Below are 19,063 nucleotides of genomic sequence, written 5' to 3' on the forward strand. Positions count from 1 at the left end.
GTTAGTGCCACAGAAAAAAGCATTTACCCCCTTCATGGAATGCTCCTTAAATATAAACTACTCTTTATTTCAGGAATACTGCCACGGTTGTTTAATAAGAAAAGGTCTTTCAATTATTTATGAATACACTATACAACAAAATCTTTAATATTATTATATGATAAAACAACATCCTGTAACGTGTTTTTAAAAGTTGAAGTAGCACTTTCACTGGAATGATAATAATTCAAGACCTCTGTATCCTTTAAAATATTTCCCGTTAAAATACATAGTATCGATTCGTCTTTATCTATCACTTTCTGTGAAATTAAATTACGAAGTCCTGCAATAGTTGCTGCTGACGCGGGTTCACACCCAATGCCACATTTGTCAATTACAGCTTTTGCGTCAAGAATTTCTTCATCTGTTACTGAAATGGAAACTCCTTTTGTTTGTGTTAACGTTTTTAGAGCTTTTTTCCAACTAGGTGGGTTACCAATATTTAAGGCAGAAGCACGAGTGTATGGGAAACGCTCAGGGGTAAGTTCATGTTTTTTTTGAATGAACATTTTATGAAATGGACTTGCTCCCTCCGCCTGAACAACTGCCACTTTCGGCATTTTATCTATAAATCCAAGCGTAAACAAATCCTGCAATCCTTTACCTAATGCTGTTGCGTTACTTAAAGCACCTCCGGGTACGATAATCCATTCTGGTAACTTCCAGTTTAAATATTGAGCTACTTCATAAATAATACTTTTTTGTCCTTCAATTCGGAATGGATTAACAGAGTTACAAATATATAGACCCAGATCACTACTATACTTCTCTAAAAACTGAATCCCATCATCATAATTTCCTTCCACTCTAAATACTTTTGCGCCATATGCCAAGGTCTGTAGTACTTTATTTAAGGAAACGTCTTTATTAGGAACAAATACATAGGAATCTGCACCAGTAATGGAAGCATACATAGCCAATGAAGATGAGGTATTTCCAGTTGAGGTACATGTGAACTTCTTATATCCTAATGATTTACCATGAGAAACAGCTACAGTCATCCCATTATCTTTAAATGAACCACTAGGGTTCTCACTTTGTGCTTTTACATATAATTTTCTTACCCCGGTATACTTTTGTAATAATTCAGAAGAGTAGAGTCCTGTATTCCCTTCATATTTTGTAACGATACAGTCATTTGGTAATTCAGGGGCAATTAGTTCTTTGTATCTCCACACTCCACTAGCAAAAGGAGTCATCCGTTCTGAAAGCCGTTCCGTAAACAATCTTTTCAATAATTCGGTATCATATTTATTAAAATCGTGTACTACATCAAATAATCCACCACACTTACAATTATATTTTAAAATACCGGATAATAATTTTTCACCACAATCAATACATACTAATCTCATTATTTTCAGGGCTCTTAATGCCCTCTCACCTCTCTAAAAATAAATTTCTTGATAATTATCTTTTACAATTTTAGAATAGAGAAAAGTTTCTAATAAATCTAATATATATTTTTTTAGTATTCATAGCTTAAATTTATGAATGGAGTGATGAAAGAATGAATCTTCATGCATTTCGACTATTCCATATGGTTGCCGAAAAAGGAAATGTTACCCGTGCTGCTGAAGAACTAAATATAAGTCAGCCTGCTGTAACAGCTCAAATAAAAAAATTTGAACAAGAGATCGGGTTATTGTTATTAGCTCCCAAGGGGAGAGGTATCTTATTAACCGAGGCTGGCCGTCATCTTTCTAAGCAAGCAAAAAGATTGTTTTCACTTGAAGAAGAAGTGGAAGATTTTATTGATCATTATAAAAATGGTTCTATTGGAAAGCTACGTATTGTAGCAACTTATCTTCCCGCAAATTTTGTATTGCCAAAATGGATTGGCCGTTATAAACAAAAATATCCTGATGTTGAAGTGGAATTAACGACTACTAATTCACGAAGAGCAATAGAGCAACTAATCAATTATGAAGCAGAAGTTGCTTTCATTGGTGGAAGAAAAGAGTTTAATCTACTCATTAGTAGTACAGAGTTATTTGAAGATGATATGTTGTTTGTAGTACATAAAGATCATAAGTTTGCATCCAAAAACATTACATTAGCTGAAATTGTAAAAGAGCCTTTTGTCTTTAGAGAAGAAGGAAGCTTTTCAAGAGAACAGTTAGTGTCGCTATGTAAAATGAACAATATACAGGAACCAATCATTGGATTACAGATTAATGGATTAAATGAAACCATTAGAACGGTGATTGAAGGTTACGGAGTATCATTTGTTTCCTCTCTTGAAGTAAAGGAGTATATAGAACGTGGAGAAGTAGCAAAAGTTAATATAGATGGGATTAAATTAAAAAACCCGATCTCTTTATGTACAAGAAAAAATGATACTCTCTTACAACCTGCACATAACTTGTTAGAGATAGTTTTTAACCACGAAGATACTTGATCTTATTAATATGACTTATATAATCCCCACTAGCATACTAGTGGGGATTATATGTTATCTTGTCAGAACGGAACACAATTTCGTGTAATTTGATTATCTGATCCTTGTTTTTTAATACATTGTTTTATTTACTATATATTTATTAAAGTACACTGCCAAGTTAGTGCCAGAGCAAAACAAAAATAAATAATCATCATCTTGTATTTAAAATAAACAAGATTTAGATTTTTTGCTCCTAAATACTTATCTACTGATAAGTTTAATATGATTTACTTACGAGCAAATTCCATCTTATGTTTAGCTTATATTTACGTTACTATATCTGGGAGCCTTTTAGACTTTCTTAATCAACTTCCCTTTATAACAAGTAAAGGAGGACTAGGAAAAATTAAAAATAGATATATATCAACAGCCAATAAGCTCTTTAATCATGAGAATGGCTTATTAGAAATAGTAGATCCTTATACAAATTCAATATTCCTTGTTAGACAAAATTTTCTTATTTATAGGATTAAATAAACCCATCATTATTTGATGGGGATTTCACTTTTAGATATCCAATATATGTAGCCGCATGCTTCTCTTATAAGTATTCTTTCTATGCAAAAACAGGTGCACCAGGGTCTTGGTACACCTTTAAGGAGGCTATTTAATAAGTAACATAGCTACTAATATAGAAGATGAATGTTATTTATACAAAGGCGAACTACAGCATGTATCTTCCGGAACAGCGATGGGCGAAACACTCAATTACTATAAAGAAATTCCTATAACTGGCATGCCTTATGGACAATCCATGGCTATTCTTGCTTTGGTAGAATATTTATACTTCAACATTCTGTAGTTAGAAAGCCACTGCTAATTTTAATAAGAATAGAAGCAACTATCTAATTAGTTTCTACTTTGTATTTTTGACTCTTCCTAACTTTCTTTATTGCATGACGGACATATCAAAACCTTTCTCTCTTACGTAGCTATCTACGCTCCAAATATTCAATTTCTCGTCTTTTGCCTCTTGATCCCACGCTTCCAAGTATTCATATTCGGTTCATATACATATACATATGCGATACGAGCCATTCCTTCTGTTAAAGCTAACTCTGCGAAATTAGCAGTAATGTAAAAGTTATGGGTTTTCCCCTATCTCAAAGGAAACAAATATTAAAAAATGTACTGCCTGAAGGAAATTCAACTAACAAAAAACGCTCTACACACAGTGTTTTTTATTACTTTAATATTTCAAAAGAAATTGTGATAATATGAAGATAAAAACATTGAATACGTAGACTTAATCTAATATTATTGATTAATGTTTTCTTTTATATAAACAATATAGGTATATTGTTTTATTTTTTTTACATTTTTACACATATATAGAAGGTTGGAGATAGTTTGTTTTATTTAGACGAAAAAAGCATAAAAAAAGTTATACAGTATATTTATGACTACTCTTGTGAAAATGGATATCCACCTACACAAAAAGAAATTGGCTATCAAATAGGAATAGTAGCTCCAGCAAGTATTCACAAGCAATTATACTATTTAATAGAGAAGGGATATATTCAACAAAGCCCTTCTACCATGAGAACAATCGAGTTAAAACAAAAGTCCTATGATTTAATTGGTGTAAAAAAAGAAGATGATAATAATAATAATGTAGGAGAGTCCTTGGTATTAAACAATTCCAATGAATATTATCCACTTCCTCGACATATCAAATATAATTATCCTTTAGATTCATTAACCTTACATAAAGTAGAAGAAACAAATTTAGTTCACTTAGGGGTTTGCTATGGAGATGTCATATTAATAAGTACATCTACTCGCCCTGAGGCTGGAGATATGTTCATGCTAAAGGTAAACGATCAGGAATATTGTAGAAAACTAACGAGTAGAAATCGAAGTCATATTTCTCTTCAACCTTCCATTGAGAAGGTGGACTATTTTGCCAAGAATAAAATAGAAATTTTAGGTAAGATGATTAGTCTATACAGGCAATATTAAAGAGTAGATCCACATCTACTCTTTTCTGTTCCAATGATAAGTAGGATAGGTTTCCTTTACTAACATTTTAGCGCCTACATCTAGGCACTTTAATAACCCTCCCAGATTATGTTGTATAAAGTGTAGATTGGTTATTTCGTTATTCACCTTTTCTAAATCCCACTTCAACTCCTTATCAATTAACCATTTTGTAGCTAGTATTGCTTTTTCCCGCGTCCAATAATGCTTTGGGGCATGTACAATAGTTAAATCCCAAGGTTGTATGTGAAACTCTGGAAAACATTCTTCAATCATAGGAAAAATATTACGATTGTATGTCTTACAAAATCCTGTATTTAATTTTAATGTAATAATGACTTTCAAACAAAATTTCAAACAAAACACTTCTTTATCCCATTTATAATAATCTAGTATGGCAAATCGAATTAAGCGTTTAAATAGCGCTTTGTTTTCTTCTGGAAGGCTACTCCATGTTCCCTTAGGAAACCGTTTCAGCTTCCCTTTCAATAAGTTCTCATACGTGTTTAAGATAGTCACTTACTCTTTACCTCCCTAAAAAAAAGAGAACCTACACAGGTAGGTCTCTTCTTAGACTTTATCTTTCTAAACCAAGTAATGCTCTTTTCGATTTCGGTTTCGTAGGGGAATCGATAATCTCTATGGTAAAAGTGTCCTCTTTGGAAGGAATACTTTCACTATTTTCTCTTTCTTCCTCCACTTTTAGTTCTTTTTCAAATTCCATTTTTAAGTTTATTTCGGTCTGTTGGTTTAACAGCTGGCTTAATTCCTCTTCCAACTGGAAAGGCACTTGTAATTCAGCTGCTATGGCTTCCATTTGCTCTTTAGTTGTGCTCATGTCATTTTCTAACTCAGCAATTTTCTTCGGATAGTCATACAAGGAATTGGTAAGTCGTAAAATATTTCCTTTCTCATCCTTCAGGAAACGAACTTCATGATTACTTTTTCCTTCCAAGCCAATTAAAATTTCATCGAAAACATTTTTATGAATTGTTACATCTAACCCTTTATATGCACCGATTACTACGTTTTTCTCCGAACGGATTGGACTTACTTTCACCAGCTCTTTTAACTGAATTCCCGCCTCTTTTTCGTCGGTAAAGGTTACTCCTTTTAACGTCATCTTAAAGCCTTCTTCATAACGATTCGTGGTATCTATATCTGCCTGAATGTTAGAAATTCTTTCTTTATAATTCTCTAGTCTTAACGGAAGTACCTTATTTAAATTATTTTCCATCACAGTCTTTTCATTCAACCATCTATTTTTAACCAGTTTCAAGCGATTGACTTCATTATCGAGGTTCATCTTTTCTAACAATAACGGATTATCGGTGGCAATGGCTTTTACTTCTGCAGCTGTTAATACCGTTTCATCTGTATCATCACAAGAACGGGAGATATTCTTCCCTGTCATGACTTGTGAAATATAACGTAGTTTTTGCTCCTGAATTTGCCAAAGGTACCCGTCAAAAGTGCCTTTCGTCACATAACGATAGATTTGAACTTCTTTATTTTCATTTCCTTGTCTCACAATTCGTCCATCTCGTTGGGTGAGATCGGCAGGTCTCCACGGACAATCAATGTGGTGACCTGCTATTAATTTATCTTGAACATTCGTACCCGTTCCTACTTTGCTAGTACTTCCAAGTAAGACGCGTATCTCACCGCGACGCATTTTACCAAACATCGTATCCCTTTGTACATCTGTTTTAGCATCATGAATAAAAGCAATCCCTTCTGCAGGTATTCCTTTTTGGATTAACTGACTTTTAATTTCGTCATACACATTAAACTTATTCGGTTTCGGTGTACCTGAATCACAAAAGATCATTTGCGTCGATTTAGCTTCTTTCGTCTCTTCCCATATACTATGAACATTCTCGATACATTTATTGATTTTAGAGAATTCATTAATTGGTGCCGATTCGTCAACGAGTCTCGGATCAATGGCCATTAATTTTGCTTCATGCGTTAGTTTCAACATATTGTCGATAACAGGATCAACGGAGCCTTCTCGGATTGCTTCAGACCGTACTACAAAATCATCCATCATTTGTTTTTGGAAATCCGAACACTCCGACACGATGATCTGTGCTTTTCCATCCTTTAAGGCTGGTACAGGAAGGTTTAACATTTCTGCAGTCTGAATATCTGCGACACTGTTAAACATGGTCATTAACTCAGGCAAATTATGAAACTTCGCAAAGCGAGAGCGCATTCTGTACCCGCCACCTTCGGGTGTCATTTCAAGCGTAGACTCTACTTCACCAAATGTTCCAGCCCAATTATCAAAGAATTCAAGTCCTGCCCGTTGTAATTGATCGGGTTGTAAAAAGCGTTGCATCACATAAAACTCAGACATACTATTGGTGATAGGCGTTCCTGTCGCAAATATGACCCCTCTGCCTTGGTTTTTTTCTTGTAGATACTCACACTTCATTTTCATATCGGTTGCCCGCTGACTACTGGAAGTCCCTATTCCTGCAACATTCTTTAATTTAGTCACAGTATGCAAATTTTTATAGACATGCGCTTCATCCACAAATAAACAATCAACACCCAAATCTTCAAAATCAATGACATCATCTTTTTTCTTTTCATTTGCTAATTTAGTTAATCGATTCTCTAAGTTTTTTTGGAAAATGACGAGTTGCTTGACGCTCCAGTTATTTCCTTCCTCTTTTTTCGCCTGCTGGATGGCGTAAGTGGTACTATTTATTTCTTTTCGTAAATTCTGTTCTTGTCTCTCTTTCGAGATTGGTATTTTTTCAAACTGACTATGCCCAATAATGACCGCATCGTAGTTCCCTGTGGCTATTTTGGACACAAACTTTTGCCTGTTTTTCTTTTCAAAATCCTTCTTGGTAGCGATTAATACCTTCGCTCCAGGATAAAAACGTAATATCTCGTTTGCCCACTGATCAATCGTATGGTTCATCACCACAAACATCGGCTTGTTGACAGATCCTATTTGTTTTAATTTCATGGCGGAAGCAATCATAGCTGCTGTCTTCCCAGCTCCTACTTCATGAGCCATGAGTGCCCTACCTGTGGAAAGAATACGAGCGACTACATTCTTTTGGTGACTTCTTAACTGCATTTCTTGATTCATACCTGGAAACTCTAAATGTTCCCCATCATACACACGAGGACGAATCACATTAAATCGCTCATTGTATATCGTTAATAATTCTTCCGATCTGGCAGGCTCTTTAAATAACCAATTGGAAAAGGCTTCTTGCACTTGTTGCTGCTTGGTTCGCGCAATCATCGTTTCTTTTGGATTGACGACGTACTTGGTTTGTTCGGTACCACTCGCATCGTGGTACCTTTCCGCATCTCTCACGGTACTATCTTGTAAATTCAAGCAATCTTCGTATATTTGATAAGCGTTTCTTCGCTTCGTACCAAACACAGAATTTACTTTGACGGACTGCATTTCGGCATTCTTATTTTCTACTTTCCATGTATTCGAAAAGGAGAAATACTTTAAGTGGATACCATGATTTCTATTTTGAAGATAGGTCCTAGTGCCAAACAACTCATACATAAATTCTTGATAATACTTTTGTGGAATCCACGGAGAACCGATTCTAAAATGAATATCCCCAGGCAACAACCTTGCTGGTTGCACATCTTCTAATGCCGTGACATTTCGAGTAAAGAGTTCTGGATATTCTTTCGCCATTAATCTAGCGTAAATTAACTTATCATGGACGTTTCCTGTCAAATAGTCATCTTTTATTTCCCATCCTTGCTGAAGGTCTCCCGTATAGGATTGAGGATTTAAAAAGATCTTACTCCCTAACTCCTGGATTAACTGTTCTGCTGACAGATTGGATATGTTGGACATATAGGTTAAGTCCACAACCATGTTTTTATTAATAGACATCTCCAGCGCTTCTTGTGCATTTTCCGCAAATTCCTTTTCTATTTGCGGTCTAATCGTTGCCTTATGAAAAATGGCAGCTTTACGATAACTTTTGTCGGCTTCTGCTTCCTCTAAGGATAAAAGCAAGGGCAATTGATCATCCTCAAAAAAGGCTCTTTGATTGACTCGATCGTTAATATAGCCATACTTTTGCACAAATCGATCGTAAATATCATTCAACTGTTGTTGTTGTTCTTTTAATACTTCTTCTTGATAAGGAGATGATTGTATCTCGATTACTTTTAATACCTGATCTCGAATATCTGACATTCCAACAATTCGATCCGTCTCTTTCGGCTTTAACTGTTGGGGAATCAGTTTATTATGCTCACAGTAGTACAATTGGTTATCTTGTACCACATACGTGAAATTCTTTATTCCTGCAGGAGCTTCTAGTATTTTTTGCTCGGTTACAATTTCCACTTCTTTTTGCTCTAGTAGGTCTTTTTCTGCGGAAAAGGAACCTTCTATCGAAGCAATCGCTTGTTTTAAGGCAGGCAATAAGTCTTGTCCTTCCTTTGGTTTACAAGTCGTTTGTAGCCCTCCATTATAATAACCATCGACTACCATTTCCCCTAAAATCATGTGTGGATTCTTCATAAAATACTCATTTAGATGGAAGGAGCCCGTTGGGTCCCATTTACTTTCTAACCAATTAGCTTTCTCCTTTGATTTTCCGTTCTCTTTCTTTTTCAAAAACAGAATATCCGTTGTGACTTCCGTACCCGCAATGGATTTAAACGCATTGTTCGGTAATCGGACGGCACCAAGCAATTCACTTCTTTCAGATAAGTATTCTCTTACTTGAGAATCTGCCTTATCTAATGTTCCCTTCGATGTAATAACGGCTACAATGCCCCCTGGCTTCACTACATCTAATGACTTCGCAATAAAGTAATCATGGATTAAGAAATTGGATTTATCATACCGAGAATCCAAGACTTTCACATTATTAAAAGGGATATTTCCTAAAACAACGTCAAATTCATTGTCTTTAAAAGTCGTGGTTTCATAGCCTTTCACCTGAACATCGGCATGCGGATAAAGATAGGTGGCGATTCTTCCTGTAATACTATCTAGCTCTACACCCGTTAATTGGGATTGAGGAGCCATATCTTCTGGTAGGACCGAAAAGAAATTCCCCGTTCCCATCGCAGGATCTAAAATTTTACCACCAGTAAAGCCGAAACCTTTTAATCCCTCATACATCGTTTCAATGAGTAATGGATCGGTATAATAAGCTGTAATCGTACTTTCTAATGCTTCTTGATACTCTCTTTCGGTTAATAAGGCTTTTAATTCGCTGTATTCTAGTTTCCATTTCTCATGATCGGGAGAAAACACATTGGCTAGTCCGCCCCATCCCACATACTTCGCTAGAATCTTTTGTTCTGCAGGAGTAGGAATTGCTTTGTTCTTTTCTAACTGTTTTAACAGTCGAATAGCCGCCATATTATTTTTAAATTTACTCTTCTCTCCGTTTACATATTGATCCGTTGACTGATCAAAACGATAATTTTGCACCGAAATGACTTCAGGTACTTCAACATCCTGGATGTTTTCTTCTACTTGGTTTTTCTCAATGGATGGGGCTTCTTCCTTTTCTTTATCCTTCTTCTTTTCTTCCATCCAATTCTGATAGGCTATTTTTTCCTTGTCTGTTAAATAAAGATCCTGGTTTATCCGTTCCTTTATTTGTTCCACCATTTTCGACCACGTAAAATGTTTACTGGACTCTTTCCCTCGTATTTCTAATCCCTTAGTGTCATATTGGACAAAATTAGGACCATCACTCCAGCCACCAATTCCATATTCCTCTTTTAAAAACTTTTCTGCTTCTTTATTAGAAGGTGAATGAGAAAAGAATTCTACAATCCGATATTTTCCTGACTGAAAACCTGAACCTCTACCTATAATACGGTCCATTTCAGCCTTTTCTATTTCGGCAGCCTCCTTTAATGGGTTATCTACTGTATTTTCCACTTCCCCTACAGAATCCCAATCATTAAAAAGATCTAGCTGTATGTTATTAGAAACAGGTTTGGAAGAAAGAAAAGAACCTGTCTCTTCTGCGACAGGTTCTACTGTTTGGCTATTTTGTTTTACTTCACTTGATATACGATCTCCTGAAGAACGATTTCCTCGGCTTGATTTTTCAATTGGTTTTTGTGGCTCGTTCGCTGAAGAATGTCGTCTGTCTTCGGCAGGGGATGACGCTTCTCTAATTCCATCATCAAGTCGATTATTCTCTCTTTCGCTTGTTGATCCACTAGGTGCATGGTCTCCATCAAGGTTCCGTTCATTTGTAGCTCCATGAATCTTATCGGATTCTTCTCTTGTAGGTAATTCATGGCTAGTTTCCCGTATCTCCCCAATTTCTGCTCGTCGTGTGCTGCGTTGTTGCTCTGTTCGATGTTTGGATAAAGAAGCCCGTCCTCTTTCTTCTGATAGCTTAAGTTCATTGTTATCTCTCCCATTTCTCAAAATATAATTCTTTTTCAAATTAGCTACTTCACTCATGACACTTTTGGTGCTTTGATTGATTAAATATCCCACGACACTCATTTTAGATAGGCTATTTATATTTTCGAGGAAAGAATGGTCAAAGTCACCATTCTCCAACCCACTTTTTTCTCGGACCGCATATTGTGTACTTTTGACCACAAAATCGAATAGGGAATGAAGGTAAATAGCCTGTTCCCGCTCTCCAGCCCCCTGAAAGGTCTGTTCCACATGGTCTTCAATACTAAGATATAAGTTACTGACAATTTTTTGCGTGTACGTATCTAGGCTATCCTCAATCGATAGATTATCTTTCGATAATCCTTGGGCAATAAACTCTTTTTCAAAATCTTGTATCGCCCATATCGGCAGGGATAGAGTGGGACCATCTGTTTGCGAAAGGTCAAATAAATGTTCCACCATTTTATTTCCGTTTTCATACTTAATAACTTGAACAGCCTTTGACTCTGGCTTTACCTGCCTTTTAAACTTATTCCATATCTCTTTAGACGCAAGCATCGTGGTTTCTTCATTTTGGGCGTACACTAACACCGCTTGATCAAAGGGATATTTATGTATTCTCGAAGCAAAGGATAAAAACTTCATCCATTCTTCTTTATTACTCCCTATTTTCTTTAGCGTATTTTCATAGATGGTCTGTAATTTCAACAATCATTCACTCCATTGTAAGTTTTCTACGAATCATTTAACTCTATTTTCATCTTTTCTTTCTGTTGGAACTTCTTTAGTCGCGCTTCTTCTTTTTCGATTAATGGCATCGCCAATTCCATGAAATTATCCATATCTTGTGTAGAAAGAATGTCTATATAGGTTGCTCGATCGTTCCCTTCCAAAATGAGTGGAACAATACCGTTTTGAACCAACGAGTAATTCATTAATAAGCGCCCTGTTCTTCCATTTCCATCGGAAAATGGATGAATTCGTTCAAATTGGATATGAAAATTACCCACCATACGGATAATTTCCGTTTTGCTGCTTGCTTTAGGAAGCATCCAGGATACATTGTCTACCCACTGTTTCATAAAATAGGGTGTTTGTTGAAAGGATGTCGTTTGAAAATCTGCCCCTACAATCCTATTATCCAATGTCTTAAACGCTCCTTTATCTTGCAAGAGCTTATTCATTAAGCGTTCATGTATGGCCAATATCTTATTTATATCCAGTGGTTCTTCTCTTTGGACGCTATCTAACACAAGCTCCCATGCCTCTATATGATTATCCACTTCAAGTAGTTCTCGTTTGTCTAATGCTCTTGGAACCTTCCCATACAAAATAATAGAAACGGTATCAGCCAAGCTAATGGAATTCCCTTCTAAAGCTGAAGAATGATGGGCTAGACGTACTAAAACATCTTGTACATATTCTTCAGGTAACTCCTCTTTCAGCCGATAAAAGCTTCTTTGTATAAAGTTAGTCTGAATATTTTCTTTCCCTTTTCGCTTAATAAGGAAATGATAAAGACTATCTTCGGGTATTTTCCACCCTTCCTTTTTGGAAAGTTGAAAGGCACCAGGAATCTGGTCATCCTGTAAATACCTTCTGAACACTTGAATATTGGACAGTAATCCTTCGGCTTTTACAATCTCAAAAGCATCATTTGTTGAAAAGTATTGCACGATCTTCACCTCTTTAAAAGTATCATTAAATTCTGATACATATAATTAATGATACTTTTAAAATATCATTAAAACCTATATCTGTCAATTAATGATACTAAAAAGAATGTATCACCTCCTTTAGGGCAAACAAAAAGACCTTCTACTCATTTAGGAGGTCTTTTTAGGGAAACCTTTCTTTTTTTCAAAGACAAAAGCAACGCGCTTATTTTCTTTGTCATAGGACAATTTAGCATCAAACGTTTCCCCTTCTTTGTCTTTCTTTTTAAACCCTTTAATCGTATCTGTTATGTTCTTATCTAATAGTTTTGCTATTTGACTAGAAGGGATTTTCTTCCCTAAAATGCTTGGTGATAAGATAAAATCACAGGTATCTTTATATTTTTCACATAAATAGTATTGTTTTCCGACAAGTACTCTTTCTCCACACAATGGGCATTTCCCAAGTGTTCGATCATCAATCGTAGGAAAAGCCATCTGTAGGGAGAAATCAGGTTTTAGGATGATTCGGGCAGTAAATTCTTTTCCCTGATCCGATACAAAACCAGAAATGAAATCCGTACTCTTTTTCGTGAGTAATTTTTTTATTTGACTGTCAGGGATTTTTTTCTCTTTTATCATCGCAGGCAAGGAAAACGTGCATCCATTTTTGTAGTTACTGCAACTAAAAAAGACTTTCTCCTTGTTTCCATCCCTTTTTATGATGTCTCCATCCTGGCATTTGGGACATTGGGCAAATACGAATTTTTTCATTTTTAATTGCCCATTTTCCGCAAAATAAATAACGGCATCAAAGGTATTCTCTTCATTTTTAAATCCTTTAATCTGATCGGTTTCTCCCGTTTCCATTAGTTTTTTTAATTGTGTTTCCGAGAGTTCTTTCCCTTTTATTACCTTCGGTATCGTTTCCTTACACTGGGGATAGTTACTACAAGCATAAAAACGCCCCTTATCCACCATTTTCCCTTTCTTACAGCGACACGTAAAAATCTCTATTTGTTTGTTCCATTCCTTTACAAAAGACGCTGTGACATGGGGAGGAACTTGTTTTAATTCCTTCACAATATCAATGGCTAGTGTATCTGTTTTCTGTTTTAAATCGTCAAACGAAAGTTCTTTTCGGATGATGGATTCTATTTCTCCTTCTAACTCTGCCGTAAATGCTGGATTTTTAATTTTTTCAAATGGAAATACCGTGATAAACTTCGCGCCAGTCTCCGTAGTGGTTAACCTTCCCTTACCATCCATTTGAATATACTTTCTGCCTACTAACTTCGGAATAAAGGTTTCTACTGTGGCAGGAGTTCCGATCCGTTTTCCCTTCATTAATTCTTTTAAATTCACATCATCGATATGTTTTCCTGCATTCTCCATAAATGTTAAAAGGGAAGCCTCCGTATACAAGGATGGCCTTCTCATTTTTCCTTCTTTAAGAGAAAAAGAATCAATGATAAAAGAATCCCCGTTATGGAGAGAAGGAATTGTAAACTCCTTCTGCACATCATCTTCCATCTCTTCTTTAAAACAGGCTAAAAACCCAGGGTCCACTAGTATTTTTTCACTCGCCACGTATTCATTGCCTAATTCATCCTCTGCGACTAATTTTCTAACCAAGAAGGTGGCAGAAGGCATAAATACCCCCAAGAAACGCTGGACGATCATATCATACAAGTCTTTTTCTAATGGTGCTTTGCCTTCCTCTGCATAACGCTTCGATGTCGGTGTAATCGCATAGTGACTCGTTACTAATTCATCATTAAAAGCCTTATGTTTACTGGTTATCTTTTCACGTTCCACCATACTCATGAATTTGGTATAAGCAGGATTTAGCTGAAGTGTATCGATGGCATCTAGTACATTTCCCACCCTAGAAGTAGGTAAATGCCTACTATCCGAACGGGGATACGTAATAAAACCCTCGTCATATAAAGTTTGTATGTGCTTTTTAACTTCCATTGCCCCTACTTTAAATTTGCTTTCTGCTTCCTTGTATATATCCGATAAGTTATATAAATGCTTCGGATTCGCTTTTTTATTTTTTTCCTCAAAGGAAGTGATGGTAACCTTTGACCCTTTCAATCGATTCCCCATATCGAGTAAGGGCTTCGGATCTAACTGCTGGTTTTCTGTTTTCAGTTGCACCTGCAGTTTATTTTCTAAGTCTAATAGTAAGTGATAAAAGTTCCCTTCCTTGAATTGCTTAATTTCTTGTTCTCTTTTATAAATTTCTTGTAATAAAACAATTTGTACTCTTCCAGAAGCCAATAAGAACTGGTTATTGGCTAATTTACTGGTACTTCCTCTGGTAATGGTGATTCCTAATAAATGATCTAGGTACTGTCTTGCCTTAGCCGCATGCCATAAAGATTCAAAATCTTCACCAGGCAACAGTTGATTAAATGCCACTTCTAGCTCTTCTTTTTCATGAGAAGATTTAAAAATCCTCGATAGTCTCTTTTGAACATTGGCTTCTAAAAATACCTCCCTGAATATGAGCTCCCCTTCTTTATCTGCATCACAAGCGTTTATTACGTGGTCTACGTCGTTCCTCCTTAACAATTGGACCAATATCTCTAATTGTTCCTCAGAAGCCTTTACAGGCTTATATTTCAAGTCTAAGAAGATAGGAAGATGTTCAATGTTAAATAATCGGTATTTTTCATCGTGTTCTTCTGGATTCATGACTTCTAACAAATGCCCTCTACACCAAGAAACAATATACTCTTCATTTTCGTAATAGCCATAATAAGGCATGGAACCTTCCACTTTTTGAGAACCCCGTAAACGGGATAGTTGTAATAGGGCATGCGCTACTTTTGGCTTTTCCGCAATAATTAAGGTTTTCATCTTTTTCTTCTCCCCTTTGAATACAAAAATAAAAAATCCAAAACAGTGGCTTGGATTTTATTTACGACCTATTTTGTTTTTTGACTGGTTTATCGACGATTAAAAAGGTAATCTCAGGATGATTTTTAAAGTGGTACTCATATAACTCCCTAACTTTTCCTTTATCCACTCTCCCTGTTCCACACCCTAAATACGGAACCGCAATAGTTGTAAAATGATAATCTTCTGCAAATGAAATAATTTGCTTGATACACTTTTCCACGACTTCAAGCGAAGAATTTTGCCCTGGATTTTCCATCGTGACCGCATGAAAAATATATTTACACTTCAACTTCCCTGCTTCGGTTAAAAAAACGTGTCCTTCTTTTACTTCTCTGGAACGGCAGGTTTTCTTAGCTGCCATTTCAATACTAGAATCCACATAATGTATGGACTCTGCCACTCCTTTTAATTTAATCCATCTCCCTACAAATCCACCCATATAGCCAATGGCATTAGAAGCATTTACGATAACGTCGGCTTCCACTTTCACTATATCCGTCTCTAAAAATTGAATCATCTCTATCTCCTTATCTGGAATATTCCAGTCCTTTTCTTTTGGCTGGCTCTTTTTCTATTACTGGTTGTTTTTCTGTATTTTCCTTTAAGCGTTCATTCCAATCTTTCGCAATAAAATCAGATGGAAGATATCCTAAATCGGAGTAAGCGTCATAATAATAGTTCACTTTATTTTCCATTAACTTTCGATTCGTGTAGGAAACTTGTTCGTCATATAATAAAGTGGTTACATCTATCTTTCCTTTTTGAATATTATCTTTAATGGCATGCGCACATTGATGAATAGTCGTTTTTAAATCGATAAGACTTGGAGACTCCCCACCCTTTAACACCTGTCCAAAAAACTTCCCATATTGATAGTTGTTGGCAATGTCATTCGTATCCGAAAGATTCGTTTCTGCTTTATGAATGGCAGCCAACCATTTCCAATCGAAACCATAAATCTGTGCTGCTGCCTGATAAATAGGAATGAATTCTCTCGGTATGGACCTGTCATCGGGTATTAGGTTTTCAAATTGAAATTCCTGGCCATTCTTATCTTGAAATTTCAATTCTCTCAACTTATCCATAAACTTATGAGCCGCTTTATCATTATCAATCCCTAGATATATGCCTTGTACGGGCATCGTTCCACGCGTTAAGTACGTATGCTTTATCATATTCATGATGGTTTTTTCTTTTAAACCATTCATAGATATCAATCTACAATTCTTTAAATCTTTGTTCATGGACCAATAACTCAATAGATCAATCGGTGCTTCAAAGAAATAGATTGCCTTCGGCACACCAAGAGAAACATTAAAACCGAAATTCGGTTCGGAATTGCTTTTTATTTGTTTAAAAGACATCCGTTTTCCTAAGTGTTTGGAAGTAATAGTTCCTTGTAAGTCAGCTCCAACCCGTCTACCAGTTGCTCCCCAAACAAAGACACAGTTTTTCTTTTTATCCTGCTTAATTAACCCTTTTGCAATGAGCGCTTCAACAATATCTTGATCTATTTTTCTTTCTTCCACTAAATAGTTTTCTACAGCAGCCGTATTCGTATCGTGTTCCAAGTCATAAACAAATTCTTTCGGTTTTTCAATCACCACTTCACTCATTTTTTGATAGTTTTTTTCATTTAAACTTTTCACCGCATCCCGAAAACTAAGATTAAAAAACGTTTGAACAAATTTAATAGAATTCCCTTTTATTCCTTGGCTATTCCAACTGAAGTAATTCTTAGACCGATCAATCACGAGACTATCGTGTTCGACGCCAAACCAATAATGATTTCCTTTTTGTTGAAGTGGGTATCCATGTTCCAAACAATAATCTACAATATCAACCGCCACCGCCTGGCTAATTTCAGCTTCCGATAATAACGCCAATATTCTCCCTCCAATAAAAAAAGAAGCCTATCTGTAATAAGCTTCTTTATCTTTCATATTCTATTTGTCGCTGCATCTCTCTATATTTTCGTTTGTTCTTGATACTCTGATAATCTACATCTAAGGCTTTCTTTATTTTGTATATATCCGAACGATTGATTATGGGTTTGGAGCCATATTGCTTATCCCCTTTATAACCATAATCGCCTTTCCTGCTAACTCCATTTTTCGGATAACTGGACGCTCTTTCTTCTTTCTTTATTTCCGCCATTTCTCTTAGAATGGTATTCCCTAATTTAGCGTACAGTTCATTTATTTTATTATCTCGATACTCTTTGTATCTATCTTTCTCCTGATCTCCCGCACCATATACTTCTTTTCTAAAATTCATTTCTTCAATTAGTGCTTGATCCAATTCTTGAAAATCTTCTTTATGATTCTGTTCGATATACAAAGAAATCAGTTGGTTTAGTTCAGGTCTTATGTCGTTTAACGCGTTGTTATTGTATTTCCACAATCGCATATCGTTCGGTAATTTGTTGTACACGTCGTTATACATTCGAAGCATCTTTGTATTTAAGTTCGGTTGAAAAGATAATTCTTTAGGCGCTATCGTTTTATGAATTAAATGCGAAATCTTCGCCAGTTCCTTGTCTCTATCTAGTATGGTATTCGCTACTTTACTTTTAAATTTATCTAACGTTTTTTTCTTTCTATTCCCACGCCGAGCTGTATATTCTTCTCCTGTCTCCTTATCCTTGAAGACTCCCATTTCTCTAGTTGGATACGGCTCTACTAACGCTATATGAACATGAATGTTATCGGTATTAAAGTGGATGGATGCCGACCAAACTCCACTTTCCTCCATGCCTTCTTCTTTTAAAACGGTCTGCATACCTTCCCTAACAGCATTTTGGATAGCTCCTTCATGTACCCATCCTGATTTCGAATCATATAGACCGTTTTTTTCTAACCACACATTATCGAAACTGATGACGTCTTGCCACATAACGGACTCATTTTCTTGTGCTGTTTCAAATATTTTTTTTAACTCTTCTTTTTCTTTTCTGTTTAAAGAATCTTTATTCTTAGTAAAAATTCCCCTACTCTTATTTGGGTTAGCCATATACTGGTTATAACCATCGTACTGATTCAGATTATATTTGGTGAACTTCTCTGTTCTCACTGCCTCACTTCTATCGATGTAGTTCACGTAATTAGAAAACTTTTCGGAAGAACCTGAAGCATATTGTGAGACTAATACAATTCCTGGACTAGACATATTCTTGTCAGATTAAAAAAGGAAATACCCAACTTATCATTGCTTTTCATTTTTTAATTTCTCCCTTTCTACTCTTTGAGCTTGATAACCTGCAATCTTATCTTCTACTTTTTGTTGTGCCTTCTGAAGTGGAGTCGTTAAATATTCATCTGTCGTGATGTAATCTGTTTGATCATTTGCCATCAGGTAACCATTCCATAACTCTAAATTTATCCTGGCATTTTTATCGGCATAACCAGTTCTCACTCGAATCACATCTAAATCTTTTTTTAACCTTCGATAAATATCTTCCACCAGATTTTCTTGTTGGTTCAATTGTTGTTTCATGAGGGCATGTTCTTCAAAAATTTTTTCAATAGCTGCCGATGGTTTATCTAATTGAAGCCTGTCCATTTGTTCCATCAAGTATTGATTACCATAAGGTGATTTTTCAGAAGATTTCAGTCCAATATTATAACGATGTAATGTAGTCAC

Annotated in this window: 11 protein-coding genes; 2 read left to right on the plus strand and 9 right to left on the minus strand. The window is 35.7% G+C overall.

The features are described from left to right. Positions 1–128 precede the first annotated feature (128 nt). Positions 129–1,394, minus strand: coding sequence for a threonine synthase (thrC, locus tag LXM54_RS24680; RefSeq protein ID WP_233318550.1), 1,266 nt, complete (start codon positions 1,392–1,394; stop codon positions 129–131). A gap of 155 nt (positions 1,395–1,549) precedes the next feature. Here thrC and LXM54_RS24685 point away from each other — a divergent pair, with 155 nt between their 5' ends. Together LXM54_RS24685 and LXM54_RS24690 are read left to right on the plus strand one after the other, a co-directional pair. Continuing rightward, positions 1,550–2,440 carry a LysR family transcriptional regulator gene (locus LXM54_RS24685; RefSeq protein WP_233318552.1) on the plus strand — a complete coding sequence of 297 codons (891 nt, stop codon included), beginning with the start codon at positions 1,550–1,552 and terminating at the stop codon, positions 2,438–2,440. Positions 2,441–3,832: 1,392 nt separating this feature from the next. Further along, complete coding sequence (locus LXM54_RS24690) at positions 3,833–4,444, plus strand: S24 family peptidase (protein WP_233318554.1); 612 nt, start codon at positions 3,833–3,835, stop codon at positions 4,442–4,444. A 15-nt stretch (positions 4,445–4,459) separates the two neighbouring features. On the opposite strand, the gene LXM54_RS24695 is transcribed toward LXM54_RS24690, so the two are convergent. The 8 genes from LXM54_RS24695 to LXM54_RS24730 form a co-directional block, all read right to left on the minus strand. Further along, positions 4,460–4,981 carry a DUF4046 domain-containing protein gene (locus LXM54_RS24695; protein WP_233318556.1) on the minus strand — a complete coding sequence of 174 codons (522 nt, stop codon included), beginning with the start codon at positions 4,979–4,981 and terminating at the stop codon, positions 4,460–4,462. A gap of 58 nt (positions 4,982–5,039) precedes the next feature. After that, positions 5,040–11,567: an SNF2-related protein gene (locus LXM54_RS24700; RefSeq protein WP_233318557.1), complete on the minus strand. Its 6,528-nt coding sequence runs from the start codon at positions 11,565–11,567 to the stop codon at positions 5,040–5,042. 23 nt (positions 11,568–11,590) lie between these two features. Further along, positions 11,591–12,532 (minus strand): Fic family protein, encoded by a 942-nt coding sequence (locus tag LXM54_RS28355; RefSeq protein ID WP_233318560.1) that lies wholly within the window; start codon positions 12,530–12,532, stop codon positions 11,591–11,593. Positions 12,533–12,682: 150 nt separating this feature from the next. Then, entirely contained in the window at positions 12,683–15,379 is a 2,697-nt protein-coding gene (locus LXM54_RS24710; protein ID WP_233318561.1) for a type IA DNA topoisomerase, read from the minus strand. Between the two features lie 61 nt (positions 15,380–15,440). Beyond that, positions 15,441–15,938 carry a macro domain-containing protein gene (locus LXM54_RS24715; protein WP_233318563.1) on the minus strand — a complete coding sequence of 166 codons (498 nt, stop codon included), beginning with the start codon at positions 15,936–15,938 and terminating at the stop codon, positions 15,441–15,443. A gap of 10 nt (positions 15,939–15,948) precedes the next feature. Continuing rightward, positions 15,949–17,307, minus strand: coding sequence for a DUF3991 and TOPRIM domain-containing protein (locus tag LXM54_RS24720; RefSeq protein WP_233318565.1), 1,359 nt, complete (start codon positions 17,305–17,307; stop codon positions 15,949–15,951). Between the two features lie 46 nt (positions 17,308–17,353). Further along, entirely contained in the window at positions 17,354–18,589 is a 1,236-nt protein-coding gene (gene mobP2, locus LXM54_RS24725; RefSeq protein WP_233318567.1) for a MobP2 family relaxase, read from the minus strand. 36 nt (positions 18,590–18,625) lie between these two features. After that, positions 18,626–19,063 (minus strand): hypothetical protein, encoded by a 438-nt coding sequence (locus LXM54_RS24730; RefSeq protein ID WP_233318570.1) that lies wholly within the window; start codon positions 19,061–19,063, stop codon positions 18,626–18,628.

Source organism: Bacillus sp. Au-Bac7, assembly GCF_021341655.1.
GTDB lineage: Bacteria > Bacillota > Bacilli > Bacillales > Cytobacillaceae > Niallia.